Annotated in this window: 21 protein-coding genes; 14 read left to right on the top strand and 7 right to left on the bottom strand. The window is 72.0% G+C overall.

Translation table 11 applies throughout. The features are described from left to right. Positions 1 to 4: 4 nt before the first annotated feature. The 6 genes from ACIPKM_RS09205 to ACIPKM_RS09180 form a co-directional block, all read right to left on the bottom strand. A complete protein-coding gene (locus ACIPKM_RS09205; RefSeq protein ID WP_402736611.1) occupies positions 5 to 1147 on the bottom strand; it encodes a DUF475 domain-containing protein in 1143 nt (380 codons plus the stop codon). 163 nt (positions 1148 to 1310) lie between these two features. After that, a complete protein-coding gene (locus tag ACIPKM_RS09200; RefSeq protein ID WP_070418895.1) occupies positions 1311 to 2870 on the bottom strand; it encodes a UDP-N-acetylglucosamine 1-carboxyvinyltransferase in 1560 nt (519 codons plus the stop codon). 130 nt (positions 2871 to 3000) lie between these two features. Then, positions 3001 to 3798: an anti-sigma factor domain-containing protein gene (locus ACIPKM_RS09195; RefSeq protein ID WP_092387236.1), complete on the bottom strand. Its 798-nt coding sequence runs from the start codon at positions 3796 to 3798 to the stop codon at positions 3001 to 3003. After that, positions 3795 to 4340, bottom strand: coding sequence for an RNA polymerase sigma factor (locus ACIPKM_RS09190; RefSeq protein ID WP_402736610.1), 546 nt, complete (start codon positions 4338 to 4340; stop codon positions 3795 to 3797). The genes ACIPKM_RS09195 and ACIPKM_RS09190 overlap by 4 nt, the downstream gene beginning before the upstream one ends. Before the next feature lie 68 nt (positions 4341 to 4408). Continuing rightward, entirely contained in the window at positions 4409 to 5071 is a 663-nt protein-coding gene (locus ACIPKM_RS09185; protein ID WP_402736609.1) for a sortase domain-bontaining protein, read from the bottom strand. A 2-nt stretch (positions 5072 to 5073) separates the two neighbouring features. Then, positions 5074 to 5934: a DUF4397 domain-containing protein gene (locus ACIPKM_RS09180; RefSeq protein ID WP_402736608.1), complete on the bottom strand. Its 861-nt coding sequence runs from the start codon at positions 5932 to 5934 to the stop codon at positions 5074 to 5076. A gap of 267 nt (positions 5935 to 6201) precedes the next feature. Between ACIPKM_RS09180 and ACIPKM_RS09175 the strand changes: the two genes are divergently transcribed. The 13 genes from ACIPKM_RS09175 to csrA all read left to right on the top strand — a co-directional run bounded on the left by ACIPKM_RS09175 (position 6202) and on the right by csrA (position 16785). Next, the gene (locus ACIPKM_RS09175; RefSeq protein WP_070418899.1) at positions 6202 to 6507 is read left to right on the top strand and encodes a flagellar FlbD family protein; all 306 of its coding nucleotides are present in this window, start codon (positions 6202 to 6204) and stop codon (positions 6505 to 6507) included. 1 nt (position 6508) lies between these two features. Continuing rightward, complete coding sequence (locus tag ACIPKM_RS09170) at positions 6509 to 7339, top strand: motility protein A (protein ID WP_071294618.1); 831 nt, start codon at positions 6509 to 6511, stop codon at positions 7337 to 7339. A gap of 2 nt (positions 7340 to 7341) precedes the next feature. Continuing rightward, positions 7342 to 8271: a flagellar motor protein MotB gene (locus ACIPKM_RS09165; RefSeq protein ID WP_071294619.1), complete on the top strand. Its 930-nt coding sequence runs from the start codon at positions 7342 to 7344 to the stop codon at positions 8269 to 8271. Positions 8272 to 8355: 84 nt separating this feature from the next. Next, positions 8356 to 9234: a flagellar motor switch protein FliM gene (locus ACIPKM_RS09160; RefSeq protein ID WP_083403170.1), complete on the top strand. Its 879-nt coding sequence runs from the start codon at positions 8356 to 8358 to the stop codon at positions 9232 to 9234. Further along, positions 9231 to 9947, top strand: a complete 717-nt coding sequence (gene fliN, locus ACIPKM_RS09155; protein ID WP_261646678.1) for a flagellar motor switch protein FliN — start codon at positions 9231 to 9233, stop codon at positions 9945 to 9947. The genes ACIPKM_RS09160 and fliN overlap by 4 nt, the downstream gene beginning before the upstream one ends. An 8-nt stretch (positions 9948 to 9955) precedes the next feature. Then, on the top strand, positions 9956 to 10489 hold the full coding sequence (locus ACIPKM_RS09150; protein WP_071294622.1) for a flagellar biosynthetic protein FliO: 534 nt from the start codon (positions 9956 to 9958) through the stop codon (positions 10487 to 10489). Next, the gene (gene fliP, locus ACIPKM_RS09145; RefSeq protein ID WP_261646679.1) at positions 10486 to 11307 is read left to right on the top strand and encodes a flagellar type III secretion system pore protein FliP; all 822 of its coding nucleotides are present in this window, start codon (positions 10486 to 10488) and stop codon (positions 11305 to 11307) included. Before ACIPKM_RS09150 ends, fliP begins: the two co-directional genes overlap by 4 nt. Further along, positions 11307 to 11582 (top strand): flagellar biosynthesis protein FliQ, encoded by a 276-nt coding sequence (gene fliQ / locus ACIPKM_RS09140; protein WP_070418905.1) that lies wholly within the window; start codon positions 11307 to 11309, stop codon positions 11580 to 11582. Before fliP ends, fliQ begins: the two co-directional genes overlap by 1 nt. Further along, positions 11582 to 12340 carry a flagellar biosynthetic protein FliR gene (locus tag ACIPKM_RS09135; RefSeq protein ID WP_070418906.1) on the top strand — a complete coding sequence of 253 codons (759 nt, stop codon included), beginning with the start codon at positions 11582 to 11584 and terminating at the stop codon, positions 12338 to 12340. Before fliQ ends, ACIPKM_RS09135 begins: the two co-directional genes overlap by 1 nt. Positions 12341 to 12344: 4 nt before the next feature. Next, complete coding sequence (locus tag ACIPKM_RS09130; protein WP_071301625.1) at positions 12345 to 13526, top strand: flagellar biosynthesis protein FlhB; 1182 nt, start codon at positions 12345 to 12347, stop codon at positions 13524 to 13526. Continuing rightward, entirely contained in the window at positions 13523 to 15577 is a 2055-nt protein-coding gene (locus ACIPKM_RS09125) for a flagellar biosynthesis protein FlhA (protein ID WP_261646680.1), read from the top strand. Before ACIPKM_RS09130 ends, ACIPKM_RS09125 begins: the two co-directional genes overlap by 4 nt. Next, a complete protein-coding gene (locus ACIPKM_RS09120) occupies positions 15552 to 16520 on the top strand; it encodes a hypothetical protein (RefSeq protein ID WP_261646681.1) in 969 nt (322 codons plus the stop codon). The genes ACIPKM_RS09125 and ACIPKM_RS09120 overlap by 26 nt, the downstream gene beginning before the upstream one ends. 4 nt (positions 16521 to 16524) lie before the next feature. Next, a complete protein-coding gene (csrA, locus tag ACIPKM_RS09115; RefSeq protein WP_261646682.1) occupies positions 16525 to 16785 on the top strand; it encodes a carbon storage regulator CsrA in 261 nt (86 codons plus the stop codon). Positions 16786 to 16803: 18 nt separating this feature from the next. Here the strand turns inward: csrA and ACIPKM_RS09110 are convergent, their stop codons facing one another. Further along, a complete protein-coding gene (locus ACIPKM_RS09110; RefSeq protein ID WP_261646683.1) occupies positions 16804 to 18894 on the bottom strand; it encodes an acyl-CoA dehydrogenase in 2091 nt (696 codons plus the stop codon). A 205-nt stretch (positions 18895 to 19099) separates the two neighbouring features. Between ACIPKM_RS09110 and ACIPKM_RS09105 the strand changes: the two genes are divergently transcribed. Continuing rightward, positions 19100 to 20563: a peptide MFS transporter gene (locus ACIPKM_RS09105; RefSeq protein ID WP_261646684.1), complete on the top strand. Its 1464-nt coding sequence runs from the start codon at positions 19100 to 19102 to the stop codon at positions 20561 to 20563. The last annotated feature ends 134 nt before the right edge of the window (positions 20564 to 20697 follow it).

Below are 20697 nucleotides of genomic sequence, written 5' to 3'. Positions count from 1 at the left end.
CCGCTCAGCCCCGCGCGGCGCGCGCCCCACCGGGCAACGACCGCCGCGCCCGCCGCCACCACGCACCCCACGGCAGCGAGGTCGCGAGCGCCAGGCCGATCACGACGCTGCCGAACCACCCGACGACGACGCCGGGGATCGGCACGAGCAGGCTCGTCCACAGCAGCACCGCGAGGATGCCCAGCACGTACGCCGCCCCCGCCTTGAGGTACCGGAGCCGCTTCAGCCCCGACGCCTCGTCGAGCCGCGAGGTGAGGCGCGCGAGGAACACCGCCCCGACCCCGATCGCGGCGATCGCCACGGCCGCCTGTTCGAGCGCCCCGAGCCCGTCACCGCCGAGCACACCGGAGCCGGACAGGCTGTAGACCCCGTCGAGGATCTCGAACAGCATGAACACCACGAGCCCGCGTTCGAAGACGACCGTCGAGGCGTAGGCGTGGATCCGCCAGGCGCCGCTCCCGGTCCCGATCGACGCCGTGTCGGTCCCGTCCGTGCTCCGGAGCGCCCACGCCGCGATCCGCTTCGACCCGAGGTACGCGCCGATGCCGATCGTCCCGCCGAGGACCACCGGCAGCAGCGTCGACGGGGACCACCCGGCGTCGACCCCCACGAGCACCGAGGTCAGCAGCACCCCGGTGCCGGCGGTGACCAGCGACCAGACGCGCGGGCGGGCGACCCGGGCGAGCCGCGCCTCCAGTCGGCCCAGCCAGGACCGACGCGACGCGCGGTCCGTGTTGAAGAGGTACTCGGCGAACACGAGCCAGATGAACGCGGCGCCGAAGGCGGCGAGGGCCGGCCGCACCTCGGCGAGGTGCGCCGAGAACGAGCCCGGTGCGAACACGGCCTCGCCCACCGAGCTCGCCGGGTCGGTCGCGTCGCCGACCGCCACCGCGGCCGGCGGGAGCAGCAGCCGCATCGCGAGGACGCCCGCGACGATGCCGAGCGACAGGAACAGCCGCCGCGCGGGGGAGTGCAGGCGCGACGCGATGCCGGCCATCGGGACCGACGAGTCGGCCGCCATCGCGATCTCGAGCAGTGCGAGCGCGACGAACGCGAGCGCGGCGGCCGGACCGAGCACGAACCACGCCAGGGCGGCGGCTGCGACGGTGGTGAGCAGGGGGACGGTCAGGAGCGATCTCGTGGCCATCAGCCCATCCAGCACCGTCGGCCTGGGTGGGCAGTGGAGCGCTCCTGGGCATCGGCCTGGAGGAACGGCTCGGTTCGCCCGGGACGGGTGACGGCCCGTCCCCACTTGCGGGGACGGGCCGTCGGGTCACGTCGGCAGGCGGCCGGGTGCGGCCTCCGGTGCGTCAGTCGTGGAACGTCTCGATGGACGCGCCGAGCGAGTTGAGCCGTTCCTGCAGCTGCTCGTAGCCGCGGGCGATGATGCCGACGTTGCGCAGGACGCTCTCGCCCTTGGCCGCGAGCATCGCCAGCAGGATGACCACGGCGGGGCGGAGGGCTGGCGGGCAGCTGACCTCGGCACCCGAGAAGTGCGTCGGGCCGGTCACGTCGAGCCGGTGCGGGTCGCGCAGGGTCACGCTCGCGCCCAGGCGGGTGAGGTCGAGCAGGTGGATCGCGCGGCCCTCGTAGACCCAGTCGTGCACGAGCGTGGTGCCCTCCGCCATCGCGGCGATGACCACGAAGAACGGCAGGTTGTCGATGTTCAGGCCGGGGAACGGCATCGCGTGGATCTTGTCGATCGGCGCGTGCAGCTCGGACGGGTGCACCGTGATGTCGACCAGGCGGGTGCGGCCGTTCGCGGCGGGGTACTCGTCGGTGACGTCGAAGCGCAGGCCCATCTCGGCCAGGGTCGCGAGCTCGATCTCGAGGAACTCGATCGGTGCGCGCGTGACGGTGAGCGTGGAGTCGGTGACGATGCCGGCGGTCAGCAGGCTCATCGCCTCGACCGGGTCCTCGCTCGGCCAGTAGTCCACGACCTCGTCGATGCGGCTCTTGCCGGTGATCCGGAGCGTGGTGGTGCCGATGCCCTCGATCTCCACCCCGAGGAGCTCGAGGAAGAAGCAGAGGTCCTGCACCATGTAGTTCGGGCTGGCGTTGCGGATGACGGTCTCGCCGTCGCGGGCGGCCGCTGCCAGGATCGCGTTCTCGGTGACGGTGTCACCGCGCTCGGTGAGGACGACCGACTTCGTCGGGACCTCGGTGTTCGCCACGTCGACCTCGTACCAGCCCGACGTCGCCTCGACGTCGACGCCGAACGGGCGCAGGGCGATGAGGTGCGGCTCGACCGTGCGGGTGCCGAGGTCGCAGCCGCCGGCGTACGGCAGACGGAAGGACTCGTACCGGCCGCTGAGCGGACCGAGGAACATGAGGACGCTGCGGGTCCGGCGGGCGGCGTCGGCGTCGATCGCGTCGAGGCGGAGGTCGGACGGGGCGACGATCTCGAGGGTCTCGCCGTCCTCGGACCAGGTGACCGTCGCACCGAGGCTGCGGAGCACGTCGATGATGCGGTCGACCTCGACGATGCGCGCGACCTTGTGCAGGCGGGTCACGCCACGGTTCAGCAGCGAGGCGCACAGGAGCGCCACGGCGGCGTTCTTGCTCGAGTTCACCGCGATCGAGCCGCTGAGCTTGCGGCCGCCCTGCACGCGGAGGTGGGCGCGCTGCGGGGCGCCGCCGATCGAGACGATCTGCTGGTCGAGGGCGTCGCTGATGCGGGTGAGCATCTCGAGGGACAGGTTCTGCCCGCCCTGCTCGATGCGGTTGATGGCACTCTGGCTCGTGCCGACGCGTTCGGCGAGCTGGGCCTGGGTCATGCTGCGGCCCTTGCGGGCGCCCCGGATGAGGGCGCCGACCTCGCGGAGCGGGGCCGGGGTGGTCGGGGGAGCGACGATGGTGGTGTCGGTCATGAGGGGCACGCTAACACGCTCATGAGATAAATCACGGGGGACCACGCCCAGGCTTCTCAGGATCGGGTCGGGAATACACCGTCTGTGAGAACTTCGTCGTCACCTGTCGTCCAGCGGAGCCCGTCGCCGGTCAGGGGCGTGCGAGCCGGCCGCGCACGATCGAGTCGCCCGAGTGCGCCGGGTCGCCGTCGTCCGCCTCGGCCGAGACGTCGACGACCGGGAAGCGCGCGGTGTCCATGCCCGACGGGACCGTGAACCGCCCGCGGTCGCCGTCGAGGAACCCGACGCTGACGAGCCCGTCGAGGTCGGAGCGCATCATCCACACCTCGCGCAGGGCACCGGTACCCGTTCGTCCGGTCCCGCCGCGCAGGTCGACCACGAGCGAGAGCCGCCCGTCGCGGTCCCGCTCCAGCTCGGCGGTGCCACCGGCCCCGGACCATCCGGGCAGCGCGTCGAGCTCCGCCCGTGCGAGCACGGTCTCGGACGCCGAGCCGGGGAGCCCAGGCAGGGCACCCGTCGCCACGCCGATCCCGAGCACGATCGCGAACGCCCCGACGACGGCCGCGACGGTCAGGAGGACGCGCCGACGGCGGTGGACTCGGGGCCCACCGGGGGTGACCCGTCCGCGGGGGCGGGTCGTTCCTCCTGGGCGGCCCGCTCCGGAGACCGCGACCGGTGCGGGCGACTCCGCCGGGAGGTCGCGCGGCGGACCGTCCCGGACCTCCGCGGCGATGCGGTCCCAGACCGCCTCCGGGGGTGCGTCGAGCCGAACGTGGGAGGACGACCGCGTCACGGCGGCCACGCGCTGCAGGTCCGCGACCTCGTCGCGGCACCGGGCGCAGGCAGCGAGGTGCTCCGTCACGGCGTCGTCGGCCACGACACCGGAGACCGCGAGCATGGCGAGCGTCTCGTCGTCGACGTGCTTCATTCGATCACCTCGAGACGTGTTCGGAGCCGAGCCAGACTTCGGTGGATGTGACTCTTGACGGTGCCGAGGGGGAGTCCGAGCCGTTCGGCGAGCTCACGATGGCTCAGCTCGTCGTAGAACGCCAAGCGCATGACCCGGCGTGGCACGTCGTCGAGCCGGTCGAGCTCGCCCGCGACCAGCGCGCGTTCGGCCAGGTCGAACTCGGACTCCGGTGCCGCCGCGGTCTCCTCGACGACGCTCGGGTCGGTGGTCCTGGCGTGCCGTGTCCGTTCCGCGAAGGCGTCGGCGATGCAGTTCCGGGTGATCCCGACGAGCCAGGCGCCGAGCGGGGCCCGCTCCGGGTCGTAGCTGGCACTCCGACGCCAGGCCTTGACGAAGACCTGTTGCGTCACGTCCTCGGCCGCCGACTGGTCGCCCAGCGCGCGGAGCGCCAACGAGTAGACGAGCGGGGACCACCGGTCGTAGACGGCGCGCAGGGCGTCCTCGCTCCCGGCGCTGAACGCGTCGGAGAGCTCGCTGTCGTCCGGGAGGGTGGTCGTCACTGGATCCTGTCGCTGGCGTGGTCGTCGTCGACCGTGACCCGATCGTACGGCGGAGGTGCTCGGTCCGGTCAGGCGGGTGTGGCGCTGATGATGAGGTTGCTCTCGTAGTGGTGGGTGGACTCGTCGAACACGCCGCCGCAGGAGACCAGGACGAGCCGTCGCGGTCCGTCGGTCCGGAAGACCGAGGCCCACGGGAGGCCGCGTTTGGCGACGAGGGCGACCGAGTCGATCCGCCACCGGGTCCGGTCACCGGCCGTGTCGGTCAGGGTGACGGTCGTGCCGGCGGGGACGTCCCGGAGATGGGCGAACGGCCCGACGCCGTAGCCGACGGCGTCGACGTGGGCGGCGATCACGACGGTCCCCGCGGTCGACGCCGGTGCTGCGCCGTACCGGTACCAGCCGGCGACGGCCGGATCGGGCGGCAGGGACATCGCGCCCTTGTCGTCGACGCCCTCGGGACGGACCTCGGCCCGCACCCCGGCCCAGTCGACGGCGATCCGGGACGGAGCGGCGACCCGGACGGCCGGCGGGACCGTGGCGCGGACCTGCGGCACCGCGGTCGAGAACGCCGACGGCACCGGGGTCGGCGTCGACGACGGACCGGTGACGATCGCGGTCGAGGGGTGCCCGTCGGGGGTGGGGGAGCCGCCCGACGAGCACCCGGTCAGGATGGTCACGGCCACCGCGGCGACGACGAGCGCCGCCGCGGTGGTCCGGACCGGGGACGGCACGGTCAGTGACCCGAGTCCTGCCGCTGGTCCCCGGTCACGGTGCGGCGGCGCCGGAGCACCACCGCGCCGATCGCGACCGCAGCCGCGAGGGCTGCTGTCGTCCCGCCGACGATCCCGACGGTGTCGGTCCGGTTCGTCGCGACGAGTCCGGCGTTGCCCGCGGGGACCCCGTTCGGCGTGCCGCCGAGATCCGAGATCGTCTGGGTGGCGAGCGCCAGGTTCTGGTCGTCCAGGCTGCCCCAGGCGTACACGATCGTGTCGGCGCCGGCGGTGACCGCGACGTCGGCCGGACCGATCACCGGGTCGGTCGTGCCGGTGGCGGCGACGGATGCCGAGACGGTGCCGGCGGGGAGCTCGAGGGCCTGCTCGTCGGGGTTCGACAGGTTGCTGACGACGGCCTCGCCACCGGCGAGGACGTCCACCGCCGGTGCAGCGGCGACGTGCCGGACGATCAGGCGGCCCTGTCCGGCCGGCGTGGCCGAGACGTCGTTGGTGAAGAGCGTGGCGGTGGGCTTCCCACTGGTGTCGTCGTGCGCGACGGCGGTGTAGTTCCCGCCGGCGTCGAGCGTGACGTCCACGGGGCCGATGACCGGTTCTGACGCATCGGCTGCGTCCGAGGCGGTGATCGCGAGCTGGTGGGCGCCCGCCGGGACCATCATCGGGCCGGCGAGGGTCCCCGGCGTGAAGTCATCGAGGGCGCGCTTCCCGTCCAGGTAGACGTCGACCGTGACGTCCGGGACGGCGTGCAGGACGGAGAGCGTCGCGTCCCCGGTGGCGGCGGAGGCGGTGGCCGCCGGGACCGCGGCCGCAGCGGCGGCGAGCAGCACACCGGCGGCGAGGCCGGTGGCGAGTGTCTTGCGCATGTCGGGTCTCCTTCTGGCCCCTTCGGGCCGGTACGGACGACGTCGTCGTCGACGTCACACCGGCACTACCGGCGGACGGGGCCGATCGGATGCAGTGGATCCGGAATCCGGTGTCGACCGGTCACGCCGGTCACGCCGGTCACGCAGGTCACCCAGGTCGCGCCTAACGCCCGGCGACGGCCCGCCGATAGTCCTCGGTGCAGCCCACGGACGGGCAGCATCCCGCCCCACGGACGGCGGCGGGACGATCGAGAACCAGGACGGGCCATGATCGTCGTCACACGACTCAACGGCAGCGGATTCGCTGTCAACCCCGATCTCGTGGAGCGCATCCAGGAGACGCCGGACACGACGCTCATCATGGTCGACGGCGCCAAGTACATCGTCCGCGAGTCCCTGGCCGACGTCATCGACCTGATCGCCGCGTACCGGGCACGCATCGTCGGCATGGCCTACGGCACGGACACCGCCGCGCGGAACGCCACCGGCCCGCAGCCGACGCTGGCACCGGTCGCCCCGATCCACGCCGTGTCCACCGACCGGGCACCCCGCACGCAGGACGGGGGGCGCTGACGTGGACATCGCGACGATCATCGGGATCCTGCTCGCCTTCGGCGCCCTGTTCGGCATGGTCGAGATGGAGCACGTCGAGCTCGCCGGGCTGTTCCTGCCGGCACCGATGTTGCTCGTGTTCGGCGCCACGATCGGTTGCGGCATCGCGAGCACGACCCTCAAGGACGCCATCGCCAGCTTCAAGGCCGTGCCGAAGGCGTTCACCGGCAAGGTCACCCCGCCGCAGTCGGTCATCGACGACGTGGTCGGGCTCGCCGAGACGGCCCGCGCGAACGGTCTGCTCGCGCTCGAGCAGGAGGCCGACAAGCACGACGACCCGTTCATGAAGAAGGCGCTGCAGAACATCGCGGACGGCACGGACGGCGACGAGCTGCGGATCCTGCTCGAGGACGAGATCGAGTCGAACGCCGCCCCGGTCCGGTCGGCCAGCTCGTTCTTCATGGGCCTCGGCGGCTTCGCCCCCACCGTCGGCATCATCGGCACCGTGGTGTCGCTGACCCACGTCCTCGCGAACCTCGGCAAGCCCGACGAGCTCGGTCCGCTCATCGCGAGCGCGTTCGTCGCGACGCTCTGGGGCCTGCTCACCGCCAACTTCCTGTGGTTGCCGATCGGCGGGAAGCTCCGCAAGCTCGCGCAGCTCGAGGCCGACCGCCAGACGCTGCTCATGGAGGGGCTCCTCGCGGTGCAGGCCGGCAGCCAGCCGCGCCTGCTCGGCGAGCGCCTGACCGCCATGGTCCCGCCCGCGGCGCGCGGTGGGGACGCCAAGGGCGGCAAGGCGAAGGCCGGCAAGGGCAGCGACGCAGACGCCGACGACCAGCAGCTGGCGGCCTGACGATGAGCGCCAACCCCCGCGGGCGCGGTCGCGGACGCTCGAAGAAGTCGCACGACGAGGCCGAGCACCCCGACGAGCGCTGGATGGCCTCGTACATGGACATGATCACCGTGCTGATGTGCATGTTCCTCGTGCTCTTCGCGATGTCCACGGTCGACCAGCAGAAGTACATCCAGCTGAAGAACTCGCTCGCCACGGGCTTCGGCGAGGTGAAGTCGCAGAAGGTCGACACGGCGTCGGGCACGGTCGTGACGAAGGACGAGGTCAAGGACGGCTCCGGGTACTCCGTCGACAAGTCCCAGGCGGACCACTCGACCGCGTCGTCCGGCACGAAGGACACCAACGTCGACCCGGCCTCCACCGTGGTCCCGACGACCGCGACGAAGGCCGACGTCGCCGCGGCGAAGAAGGAGCTCGACGACCTGCAGGCCATCGAGCAGGCGATCAAGGCGAACCTCGCGAAGGCCGGGCAGACGTCGAACGTGCAGTTCACGGTCGACGCCCGTGGGCTCACGGTCCGGCTCGTCGGCAGCGAGACGTACTTCACCACGAACAGCGCCGACCTGTCCGACCAGGCGAAGCGGATCATGGACGCCATCGCCCCGGTCCTGAAGACCAGCGGCCACGACGTCAGCGTCGAGGGCCACGCCGACCAGCGGAACTCCACCGCGCCGTACGCCACGAACTGGGAGCTGAGCGCCGCCCGCGCGACCGGGGTGCTCCGCGACCTCGTGGAACGCGGCGGGATGCCGGCCCAGCACATCCAGAGCGTCGGGTTCGGGTCGAGCCGCCCGCTGGCGAAGGGCGGGACGGACGCCGACCTCACGCTGAACCGGCGGGTCGACATCGTCGTGCTGTCGAACCAGGACCAGGACGTCAGCGCGCTGATGCCGGCCCTCGCGAAGGCGCAGGACGGGGCACGAGCCGGCTGAGCGCACCACCGCCCGCCCCCAGAAGGAGGCACAGCAGGGGCACAGCACTGACGGGTCTTCCACAGCGGACCGATAGACGCACCCGTGACCGAGACCCTGCCAGCGCCCGAGGTGTACGACTTCGCGCGCCCGTCGACGCTCGCCCGCGAGCACGCCCGGGTCCTCGAGCTCGCCTTCGAGACCTTCGCGCGCCAGTGGGGCACCCAGCTGACGGCGAAGGTCCGCGCGGTGAGCCAGGTCACGTGCGAGCAGGTCCAGATGACGACGTACGACGAGTACGCCGCCTCGCTGCCCGCGCTCACCGGCATGGTCCTGCTCCCCATCGCGGACGTCGTCCCGAAGGGCGTGCTGCAGGTCCCGCTCGACGCCGCGCTCACCTGGGTCTCGCACGCGCTCGGCGCCTCGAAGCCGCTCCCGACGCCGGACCGGACGTTCACCCCGATCGAGCAGGCGCTCGTCCGCAAGATCGTCGAGGACGCCCTCGACGACCTCCGCTACTCGTTCGGGGGCCTGCTCGCGCACGACGTCACCGCCGGCGGCTTCCAGTTCAACTCGCAGTTCGCCCAGGCAGCCCAGAAGGGCGACCTCATGATCGTCGCCTCGTTCACGATCCGCGTGGGGGAGCGCGTCGCCCCCGGCACGCTCGCGCTGCCGGCCGACGCCGTCCTGCCGCAGCTCGGCGAGGCCGCCGCCCACGTCACCCCCGCCGACGCCCGCGCCCTCGTCGACGCGCAGCTCGCCGGCGTCCCGGTCGGCGTCAGCCTGCGGTTCGCCCCGGCGACCGTGCTGCCGTCGCAGGTCCTGCGCCTCGCCGTCGGCGACGTGCTGCCGCTGCCGCACCCGCAGCACCGCCCCCTCACCATCGCGGTCGACGGCGAGCCCGTCGGCACCGCCGCCGTCGGCGCGAACGGCTCGCGCCTCGCCGGCATCGTCGTCACCACCACATCGGAGCAGCCCGCATGACCGTCACGACCACCCTCCACACGCACGCGGCCGAGGCACTCGCCGCGCAGCTCCCGACGGCCGCTCCGCTGGCAGCGGTGGCGGTCCCGGGAGGCGCGACCCCCGTCGCCCTCGAGGCGGCCGGTGACGCGGTGGTCGCGTCCTTCGTCGGCGGCCTGTCGGCCGACCTCGTCCTCGTGCTCACCGACCTCGAGGCCGTCGTCGCCGCGGGCGGCACCGACCACGGGATCGTCGACGTGACCGACGTGCTCCGTCCGTCCCTCGAGGCCGCCGCCGGTGTCCTCGGCGTCGGCGTCCTCGGCGACGCTCGGCGCGAGTCGGCCTCGGCGCTCCTGGCCGACCCGGACACGGTCGTGTTCGAGCTCACCGCCGGTGGCGTCCCCGGCGGCTGGTTCGCCCTGCGCGTCCGCGAGAACGGCACCGTGTCCGCACCCGCCGCCGCGGCACCGACGACGACGCTGCCCGCCGGGAACCTCGGCCGGATCAACAACGTCGAGATGACCCTGACGGTCGAGATCGGCCGCACCCGGATGTCCGTGCGCGACGTGCTCGGCATGGAGCCCGGCGCGGTCGTCGAACTCGACCGCAGCGCCGGAGCGCCGGCCGACGTCCTGCTCAACGGCCGGCTCATCGCGCACGGCGAGGTCGTCGTCGTCGACCAGGACTACGCCGTCCGGATCACGAAGATCCTCGACGTCGCCGAGAGCGTCTGAGCCCCGACGTGGACACCGCCGTCATCGTCCTTCGCGTCGCGCTCTCGCTCGGCGTCGTGCTCGCCCTGATGTGGGTGCTGCACCGTCGCGTCGCGAAGAGCGGCCTGGGTGCGGGCAAGGCCAAGGGCCGCCGCTCGGCGTCGGTCGAGGTCGTCGGCCGCCAGGGCATCGGCGGCAAGGCGAGCGTCGTCGTCGTCGACGTCGAGGGCGAGCGCCTCGTGCTCGGTGTCTCCGAGCACGGTGTCGCCCTGCTCACCAGCGGGCAGGCGCCGGCGCCGGAACTCACGATCGTGACCGGGCCGGTGACGCTGCCGGTGCGTCCGACCCCGTCGGCCGACCGCTTCCGTCAGGAACTGGAGCAGCAGACGGCAGCCGAGCCGAGCCTCCCGTCCGACGCGGCGCAGCCGCTGCCCATGCGTCCCCGCAACCGCCGCTCGCAGCGCACCACGCTGCCCACGGCGCAGCAGCTGCAGGGGTCGATCCTGTCCGCCGACACCTGGCGGCAGGCCGCTTCGGCGCTCCGGAACCGGCGGGCCGGGTGACCGCGGCACGCACCGGACGCCTGATCGCCCTCCTCCTGCTGGGGGTGACGATCGTCGCCGGCTTCCTCATGCTCACGGCGACCGGCGCCCACGCGGCCGGTGTCGTGCAGCCGACCGCCCCCGCCACGCCCACGCCGCCGTCGACCGGTGACTTCAGCGTCAGCGTGAACGGCCCGGACGGCACCCCGTCGTCCGCCGTCGTCACCCTGATCGGGATCACCCTGCTCAGCGTCGCACCGGCCCTCATGCTGATGATGACGTCGTTCACGAAGATCTTCGTGGTGCTCGCGATGACGCGGAACGCCCTCGCGCTGCAGTCCATCCCGCCGAACCAGGTGCTGGCCGGCCTCGCCCTGTTCCTGTCGCTCTTCGTGATGGCACCGGTCCTCGGGCACATCAACGACGACGCCCTGCAGCCGTACCTCGCCGGCCACCTCGACTTCACCCAGGCGGTCGAGATCGGGACGAAGCCGCTGCGGACGTTCATGCTGCACCAGACGCGTGAGGAGGACGTGGCGCTCATCACTCGTGCCGCCGGTCGGGACAACCCGAAGTCGATGGCCGACGTGCCGATGACGACGGTGATCCCCGCGTTCGTGATCTCCGAGCTCCGCAGCGCCTTCATCATCGGGTTCGTCATCTTCATCCCGTTCCTGGTCATCGACCTCGTCGTCTCCGCGGCGCTCATGTCGATGGGCATGATGATGCTCCCGCCGGTCATGATCTCGCTCCCGTTCAAGATCCTGCTGTTCGTCCTCGTCGACGGGTGGGGGCTCATCATCAAGTCCCTCATCGAGAGCTACCAGGTGGTGCACTGATGAACCAGCAGGCCGTCATCGACCTCACGCTCCAGGCGCTCCTGGTGTCGGCGAAGCTCGCCGCGCCCGTGCTCGTGACGTCGCTCGTCGTGGGCTTCGCGATCTCGCTGTTCCAGTCGGTCACGCAGATCCAGGAGGTCACGCTCTCCTTCGTGCCGAAGGCCGTCGCCGTCGCGATCGCCCTGGTCGTCTGCGGCAACTGGATGATCTCGGAGATGGTCGGGTTCACGCACGTCGCGTTCGACATGATCCCGAAGCTCTTGGGAACGGCCTGATGGAGCTCTCGATCGACGGCGACCGCCTCGAGGCGACGATGCTCGCCGGCGTCCGCCTCGTCGCGTTCTTCGTCATCGCGCCACCGTTCTCGTACCGCGCGTTCCCCGCGACGGTGAAGGTGATCCTCGGCATCGGGCTGGCGATCGGCGTCGCCCCGCGCGTCGCGGTCGGCTACGAGTCGCTCGACACCGGACCGTTCCTGCTCGCGCTCCTCACGCAGCTCCTCGTCGGGCTCGCCCTCGGGTTCCTCGTGTTCCTCGTGTTCGCCGCCGTGCAGTCGGCGGGTGCGCTCATCGACCTGTTCGGCGGGTTCACGCTGGCGCAGGCCTTCGACCCGCAGTCGCAGGTGAACGGCGCCCAGTTCACGCGGCTGTTCCAGATGGCGGCGCTCGCGCTGCTGTTCGCCTCGGGCGGGTACCAGCTCATCGTCGCCGGACTCGTGCGCTCCTTCGACGCGGTGCCCCTGACCGGCACGTTCGACCTCGGCGGCCTGGCGTCCGTGCTCGTCACCGCGCTCACGCAGATGTTCCTGTCCTCGCTGCAGATCGCCGGGCCCCTCGTGGTGGTGCTCTTCCTCGCCGACGTCGGCCTGGGCCTGCTCACCCGCGTGGCCCCGGCGCTCAACGCCTTCCAGATGGGCTTCCCGATCAAGATCGGGCTGACCGTCGTCTTCGCCGGCGCGCTCTTCATGGCCCTGCCGTCCGTCGTCTCGTCCCTCACCGGCGACGCGGTGGCCGCGATCACGGGACGGGGGTGACGACGTGTCCGACAGCGGAGAACGCTCCGAGCAGGCGACCCAGAAGCGCATGCGCGAGGTCCACCAGAAGGGCCAGATCGGGCGGTCGCAGGACCTCGGCGCGTGGATCGGGATCGCGGTCGCGGCACTCATGATGCCGTCCGCGATCGGCAACGCCGCCGCCGCGGGCTCCGAGCAGCTCCGAGCCGTGCAGCGCGTCATCGCCGACCCGACGATCGGCACCATGAACGCCGTCTTCCACGAGGCCCTCGGCTCGCTCGGCGGGACCCTCGGCCCGATGCTCGGGGTCGTCGCCGTCGCCGTGCTGGCCGCAGCGGTCGCGCAGGGCGGCGTGCACGTCCGGAAGCTGGCGCCGCAGCCCGAGCACTTCGACCCGATCCAGGGCCTGAAGCGGGTGTTCGGCACCCAGGCGCTCTGGAACGGGTGCAAGGCGCTCCTCAAGACGGCCGTCGTCGGACTCGTCCTCTGGATGGCCGTGCAGGCCCTCGTCCCCGTCCTCATGACGAGCGGATCGCTCCCGCTGTCCGCCGTGCTCGACGCCGCGGCCGCCGGGACCGGCACCCTGCTGCGGGCGGCGATCGTCGCCGGCCTGGTCCTCGCCGCGCTCGACGTCTTCGTCGTGATCCGCCGCAACCGCAAGCGCACGATGATGACCAAGCGCGAGGTCAAGGACGAGAACAAGCACGCCGAGGGCGACCCGCTCGTGAAGTCCCAGCGCCGCTCCCGACAGCTCGCGATGAGCCGGAACCGGATGGTGCAGGCGATCGGCACCGCGGACGTCGTGATGACGAACCCGACGCACTACGCCGTCGCGCTGTCGTACGAGCCGGGGAAGTCCGCGCCGCGCGTCGTGGCGAAGGGCGCCGGTCCGGTCGCGGCGATGATCCGCGACAAGGCGCTCGAGGCCCGGGTGCCCATCGTCCAGGACGTCCCGCTCACCCGTGCGCTGCACGCCGCGTGCGAGCTCGGGCAGGAGGTGCCGGTCGACCTCTACACGCCGGTCGCCCGCGTGCTGTCGTTCGTCATGGCGCTCAAGGCCAGGGGAGCGGCGGCCGGGACGCACGCCCCGCCGCGGCCGACCACCCCGGACGAGGTCGCGACGGTCATCGACCCGGCCACGATCAGCGGGGACCTCCGGCCCCGGAAGCTCCGCCCGAACTCGACTCCCGAAGGGGTGCCCGCATGAACCGCAAGGACCTGCCGAAGCTCGTCGTCCCGGTCTTCATCGTCGGCATCATCCTGCTGCTGATCCTGCCGGTGCCGTCCTTCCTGCTCGACTTCCTCATCATCTGCAACATCCTGCTGGCGCTGGTGATCCTGCTCACGACGCTGTTCGTGAAGAAGCCGCTCGACTTCTCGGTGTTCCCGTCGCTGCTGCTCGTCGCGACGCTGTTCCGGCTCGGCCTGAACGTCGCGTCGACGCGGCTCGTCCTCGGCGAGGGGTTCGCCGGCGACGTCATCCAGGCGTTCGGCCACGTGGCGGTCTCCGGCTCGATCATCATCGGCGCGGTCATCTTCCTGATCCTCGTCGTCATCCAGTTCGTCGTCGTGACGAAGGGCGCCGAGCGCGTCGCCGAGGTCGGGGCACGGTTCACCCTGGACGCGATGCCCGGCAAGCAGATGGCGATCGACGCGGACCTCAACGCGGGGCTCATCACCGACGCCCAGGCGAAGGAACGCCGTGCCGCCGTGTCCGCCGAGGCCGACTTCTACGGCGCCATGGACGGTGCGTCGAAGTTCGTCAAGGGCGACGCGATCGCCGGCATCCTCATCATCGTCATCAACCTCGTCGGCGGCATCGCCATCGGCATGGTGCAGAACGGGCTGTCGATCACCGACGCCCTGTCGAAGTACGGCATCCTGACCATCGGCGACGGGCTGGTCACGCAGATCCCGGCGCTCCTCATGGCGGTGTCGACGGGCATGATCGTCACCCGCTCCGGCGCCGAGACCGAGATCGGCACCTCGGCGTCGCAGCAGCTCACCCAGTCGCGGAACGCCCTCGCGATCGCGGGTGTCGCGGCGATCGCGATGGGGTTCATCCCCGGCATGCCGATCGTCCCGTTCCTGGTCATCGGCGCCACGCTGCTCGTGATCGGGTGGCGCCTCGGGCAGAACACCAAGCGCGAGGAGGCCGCCGTCGCCCAGCAGCAGGCCATGGAGGCCGCCGCGCCGAGCGCCGACACCCCCGAGGACCTCATCGAGCAGATGCGCGTGCACGCCCTCGAGATCCTGCTCGCGCCCGACCTGGTCGACATGGTGTCCGGCGCCTCGGACGACCTGCTCGGCCGCGTCCGGGCACTCCGCCGGAAGATCGCGATCGACATGGGGATCGTCGTCCCGCCCGTCCGGACCCGCGACAGCATCGAGCTCCCGCCGTCGACCTACGCCATCCGCATCGCCGGCGTCGAGGCCGGCCGGGGCACCGCACCGTCGCGCAGCGTGCTCGCGCTCGGCGACCACCTCGAGGGTCTCCCCGGGGAGACCACCGTCGAACCGGTGTTCGGCCTCGCCGGCAAGTGGGTCCCCGCCGAGCTCCGGCACGCCGCCGAGATGACCGGCGCGACCGTGATCGACCGCGTCTCCGTGCTCGTCACGCACCTGCAGGCGATCATCGGCGACAACGCCGCGCGGCTCCTCACCCGCGAGGACGTCAAGGTCCTCACCGAGGGCGTCAAGCAGGTCAACCCCGCGGCCGTCGAGGAGCTCGTCCCCGGGATGCTCTCGCTCGCCGAGCTGCAGCGGGTCCTGCAGGGCCTGCTCGCCGAACGGGTCCCGATCAACGACCTCGGCCGGATCTGCGAGGGCCTCACGCTCCGCGCGAAGGTGTCGACCGACCCGGAGGGGCTCGTCGAGGCCGCCCGCGCCGCACTCGGCCCCGCGCTGCCCGCCCGGTACCTCGACGCCGGCACGCTCCGGGTCATCATGATCGACCCGCTGCTCGAGCAGTCGATGCTCGAGGGGCTCCGGCCGTCCGAGCAGGGGACCCAGATCGTCCTCGACGCCCATCGCATCGAGCAGGTCCTCGGGTCGCTCCGCGAGGCCGTCCGCTCCGTCGAGGACCAGGGGATCTCCGCCGTCCTCGTCTGCGCCCCGCAGCTCCGCCCGGCCGTGCACCGCATGGTCTCCGCGCAGTCGAACGGCCTGCCGGTGCTCTCCTACCAGGAGGCCACCGCCGCGGGCTCCACCATCGAGACCGTGGGAGTGGTCCGTGCCGCCGACCCGATTGCAGCGTAACGGCGCCACGCTCGACGAGCTCCGGGACGCCGTCCGCTCGGAGTTCGGACCGGGCGCACGCATCGTCGCCGCCGAGCGCGTCACCACACCCGGCATCGGCGGGCTGTTCCGCAAGGCGCACGTCGAGGCCACCGTCGAGGTCCCCGGCCCCGACGACGTCCCGACCGCGCGCGTCGCCATCGCCGATTCTCCGGTCCAGCGGGTGGGCATCGCCGCGCTCCTGGCCGACGCCGAAGCCGCGGAGGCGCGCATCGCCGGCCACGACGGCACCGCGTCCACGCGGGCCGACGCGTTCGCGTCGGTGCTCGACGGCTTCGTCGCCGACGGGATCACGGGGAGCGCCCCGCGCCCGACGCGTGCCTTGCCGGAGGCGGGGGCCGAGGAGCCGGGCGGGTCGCGCCTCCTGGACGTGCCCGGACCGTCCGCGGTACCCGTCGCGTCCGTCGTGCCCGGTCCGTCGGTCGTTCCTGGAGGCACGGCTCGGCTCGTCGACGACGTCGTGGCCGAGCAGCTGGTCGCCGCCACCGCGCCCACCCGGCCCGCCCCGTCGGTCCGGTCCGCCGACGGCGACCTCGTGCTGCTCGTCGGGCGTCCGAACGACGTGGACGCGGCCGCCGGGATCTTCGCGACCCGGCACGCACTCCGGCCGACCGACGCGGCCGACCGGCGGAGCGGGATCCTCGCCCGGGCCGAGGGCGTCCGCGACGGGTACGCGCTGCTCGCGGTCGCCGCCTGGGACGACGTCGCGACGGCCGCCGGACTCGCACCCGACCAGGTCTGGGTCGTCGTGGACGTCGGTCGGAAGCACGAGGACTCGGTCCGCATGCTCGCCGCCGTCGCCGACCGGGCCCACGTGGCCGGGATCGTGGCGATCGGCGCGGGGGAGACCGCCACGCCGGAGTCGGTGCACCTGCTGGGAGTCCCCGTCGTGTCGCTAGGCTGAACGGGTGCTGGTACTCACGCGGAAGGTCGGCGAGCGGATCCTCGTCGGTGACGACATCGTCATCACGGTGCTCGACAGCCGCGGGGACGGCGTCCGCATCGGTATCGACGCGCCTCGCGGGGTGAAGATCCAGCGCGAAGAGGTCGTGCGCGCGGTGACCGAGGCCAACGCCGAGGCCGCTGCCGCTGCTGCCGGCGCCGGGGACGACGCCGAGGCGCGGCTCCGCCGGGCCCTCGAGGACCACGGGCCCGCCGGCGACGCCTGACGCGCCCCACGTCCAGCGCTAGGCGCGGGGCTTCTTCTCCTGCTCGGGGAGGCGACCCGCGGCCGCCTCGGCGGCGAACCATGCCTGCGCCTCGTCCTGCCGGGCCTGCTCGGCACCGAGCGCGATCGGGGCGCGGACGTGGCCGGCCTCGTACCCGAACGAGTCGAGCAGCTGCGGGATGACCGGTCGGACCCGGGCGACGAGGCGGTCGATGTACGCCGAGACCGCCCGCGCCCGCTGCGCCGTGATGCGCCCGTGCATGAGGTACCAGTCGAGGTGCTGCTCCAGCAGGCCGAGGGCGAACAGGTCGCGGAGCCAGACGAGCACGCGGCGGGTGTCTCCCGGCGGGACCTCGTCGATGGCCTCGGTGAAGGCCTCCCACTGCATGAGCTCCGCGTGGGCCTTCGCCGCCTCGATGAGCTCGTGCTGCGAGCGGTTGAGCAGTCGGGCGCCGCGTGCGCGGTCCTTCCCGGCCGACGCGAGGCGCATGCCGATCTCGGTGACCATCGTGTCGACGCGGCCGGCGAGCAGGTCACGCTGCGTCCTGGCGTCCTGCAGGTCCGTGACGGAGGCGGCGAGCGAGCCCCGGTCGGTCATGGTCTGCCCGAGGCGTCGGAGACCGGTGGCGTCGGCGAGCTTCGTAGCCGCCTGGGCCGCCACGAACTTCGCGGTCGACGCCGGGTCCTTCGGCGCCTTCGCGCGGAAGTCGGTGAGCAGGCGCTTGCCGACGAGCTGGAGCAACACGGTGTTGTCGCCCTCGAACGTCACGTAGACGTCGAGGTCGGCGCGGAGTCCGGTGAGGCGGTTCTCGGCGAGGAACCCGGCGCCACCGCAGGCCTCGCGGCACTCCTGGAGCGTGTCGAGGGCCGACCACGTGGACATCGACTTGAAGGCCGCTGCCTGGGTCTCGAGGTCCTCGCGACGCTGCGGGGTGTCCTCACGCCCGCTGAACACGTCGTCGAAGGTGCGGAGGAGCTTCTCGTGGGCGAACGACTGCGCGAACACCGTGGCGAGGCGGGGGATCAACCGGCGCTGGTGCCGGCCGTAGTCGAGCAGGACGCCCTCGGTGCCGTCGCCCGTCGGGAACTGGCGACGCTGTGCCGCGTACGTCAGCGCGATCTCCAGGCCGATCTTCTGGGCGACGACCGCGGCGCCGTCGAGCGACACGCGGCCCTGCACGAGGGTGCCGAGCATGGTGAAGAAGCGGCGACCGGGCGAGGCGATCGGCGAGGAGTAGGTGCCGTCCTCGGCGACGTCGCCGTAGCGGTTCAGCAGGTTGGTGCGGGGGACGCGCACGTGGTCGAAGTGCAGTCGGCCGTTGTCGATGCCGTTCAGGCCGCCCTTGTAGCCGTCGTCCTCGCCGCCGACACCGGGCAGGAACGCACCCTCGGCGTCGCGGAGCGGCACGTAGAACGCGTGGACGCCGTGGTCGACGCCCTGCGTCACGAGCTTCGCGAAGACGACAGCCGCCTTGCCGTGCAGGGCGGCGTTGCCGATGTAGTCCTTCCACGCACCGCGGAAGGGCGTGTGGATCTCGAACTCCTGGGTCGCCGGGTCGTAGGTCGCCCGCGTGGCGATGCTCTGGACGTCCGAGCCGTGCCCGGTCTCCGTCATCGCGAAGCAGCCGGGGACCTCGAACGAGACGATGCCCGGCAGGAACTCGCGGTGGTTCCGTTCGGTGCCGAGGTGGTGCACGGCCGAGCCGAACAGCCCCCACTGCACGCCGGCCTTGATCTGCATCGAGGGGTCGGCCGTGGTGAGCTCCTCGAACGCAGCGAGGTTGCCGCCGTGGTTGCTCGAGCCGCCGAACTCCTCGGGGTAGGGGCGCTGGATCGCTCCCGCGTCGACGAGGATGCGGAGCTGGTCGAGCGTCCGGGCGCGGGCGTCGGCGTAGGGCATGCCCTCGACCTTGTGCATCGCCGGGTCGAGTGCGAGTCGGCGCGAGGCTCGGCGGTCGTCCGCCCAACGGCCGAGCAGGTGCTCGGCGAGCAGGTCGACGTCGATCCGGACGTCGGTGTCCGTCCCGCCGGCGGGCGTGCCCGCGGCGGGGTCGCCCGCGGCGTCTGCCTTGGGCGTGTTCGTGCTGTGGACGGGTGCGGTGTCGACCATGGTCGGAGCCCTCCTGAACTGCTCTGTCCGGTGTTGCAGAACCCACGCTATTGATCGGACCCGCGAGTCGCGTGAACGCCGTCCGGGGCTGACAACGCGGGTGGCCCGTGTGTCGGCCGCGGTCGTGGGAACCCTCCAAACGACCGCGCCCGGCGTTCCTGAGGCGAGTTCAGCGATTCGGCGCGGCCCGGCTCCGAGGGGCAGAATGTGCGGCATGTCAGGTACCACCACGCCCGCACGCGGGCGGACCTTCTTCGGGCAACCGTTCGAGTTGTCGACGCCGTTCGCCGTCGAGCTCTGGGAGCGGTTCTCGTTCTACGGGATGCAGGGCATCGTCCTCATCTACATGTACTACACGCTCTCGCAGGGCGGGCTGGGCATCGACAAGGGCGTCGCCAGCGGGATCATGGGTGCCTACGGCGGAGCCGTGTACCTGTTCACGATCATCGGGGCGTGGATCGCCGACCGCCTGCTCGGTGCGGACCGGACGTTGTTCGGCAGCGCCATCGTCGTGATGCTCGGGCACATCGCCCTCGCGCTCATCCCCGGTGTCGCGGGCGTCGGCGTCGGCCTCGTGCTCATCGCGCTCGGCTCCGGCGGGCTCAAGGCCACGGCGACGACGATCGTCGGCGGGCTCTACAGCCCGGACGACCCCCGTCGTGACGCCGGCTTCTCGCTCTACTACCTCGGCGTGAACCTCGGGGCGTTCTTCGGTCCGCTCCTGACCGGCCTGCTGCAGAGCTCGCTCGGCTTCCACTACGGCTTCGGCCTTGCTGCGGTCGGCATGGCGGCCGGGCTCGTGCAGTACGCGATCCGCCGCCGCAAGCTGCCGGAGTCCGTGCGCCACGTCACGAACCCCGTCGACCGCCGTCGGCTCCCGCTCATCGGCGTGCTCGTCCTCGTGGCACTCGCGGTGATCGTGGTCGCCGTGCTGACGGGGCTCCTGAACGTCGACAACCTGCCCACCGTGGTCGTCGCCATCGTCATCCTCGCCACGATCGGGTACTTCGTGGTGATCCTCTCGAGCGGCATCACCGCGCAGGAGCGGTCGCGCGTGTTCGCCTTCATCCCCCTGTTCATCGGCAGTGCGGTGTTCTGGTCGCTGTACCAGCAGCAGTTCACCGTCGTGACCGTCTACTCCGACGAGCGCCTCGACCGGTCCCTGTTCGGCTGGGAGATGCCGGTCTCGTGGGTGCAGTCGATCAACCCGGTCTTCATCATCGTGCTGTCCGGCGTGTTCGCGGCGATCTGGACGAAGCTCGGCGACCGTCAGCCGTCCACCCCGACGAAGTTCGCCCTCGGCACCGGCATCATGGGCGTCGCGTTCCTGCTCTTCCTGCCCTTCGTCGGCACCGGGCAGAACGGCACGCCGCTGCTCGCCCTCGTCGGGATCCTGCTCGTCTTCACGATCGCCGAGCTCCTGCTGTCGCCGGTGGGCCAGTCGGTGGCCACGAAGCTCGCACCGCCGAAGTTCCAGACGCAGATGGTGGCCCTGTTCTTCCTGTCGGTGTCGCTCGGCACCGCCGTCACGGGGGTGCTCTCGCAGTACTACGACCCGACGGACGAGGCGCCGTACTTCGCCGTCCTCGGGCTCGTCGCCGTCGCGGTCGGGGTCGTCCTGCTCGTCCTCGCCAAGCCGGTGCTGAAGCTCATGCGCGGCATCCGCTAACCTGAGGGCAGCCAGACCGGCCCCGGAACCAAGGAGTCACCAATGCTCGAACTCATCGCAGGCGTCATCATCGGCATCGGCGTGCTCGGCGGCGTGGGGGTCTGCATGGCCTTCGCAGCCATGATGAAGAGCGG

The sequence above is a fragment of the Curtobacterium sp. NPDC086286 genome (genome assembly GCF_044746255.1).
GTDB lineage: Bacteria > Actinomycetota > Actinomycetes > Actinomycetales > Microbacteriaceae > Curtobacterium.
The sequence above is the reverse complement of the archived record's forward strand: the minus strand, read 5'-3'. Positions and strand labels throughout refer to the sequence as shown.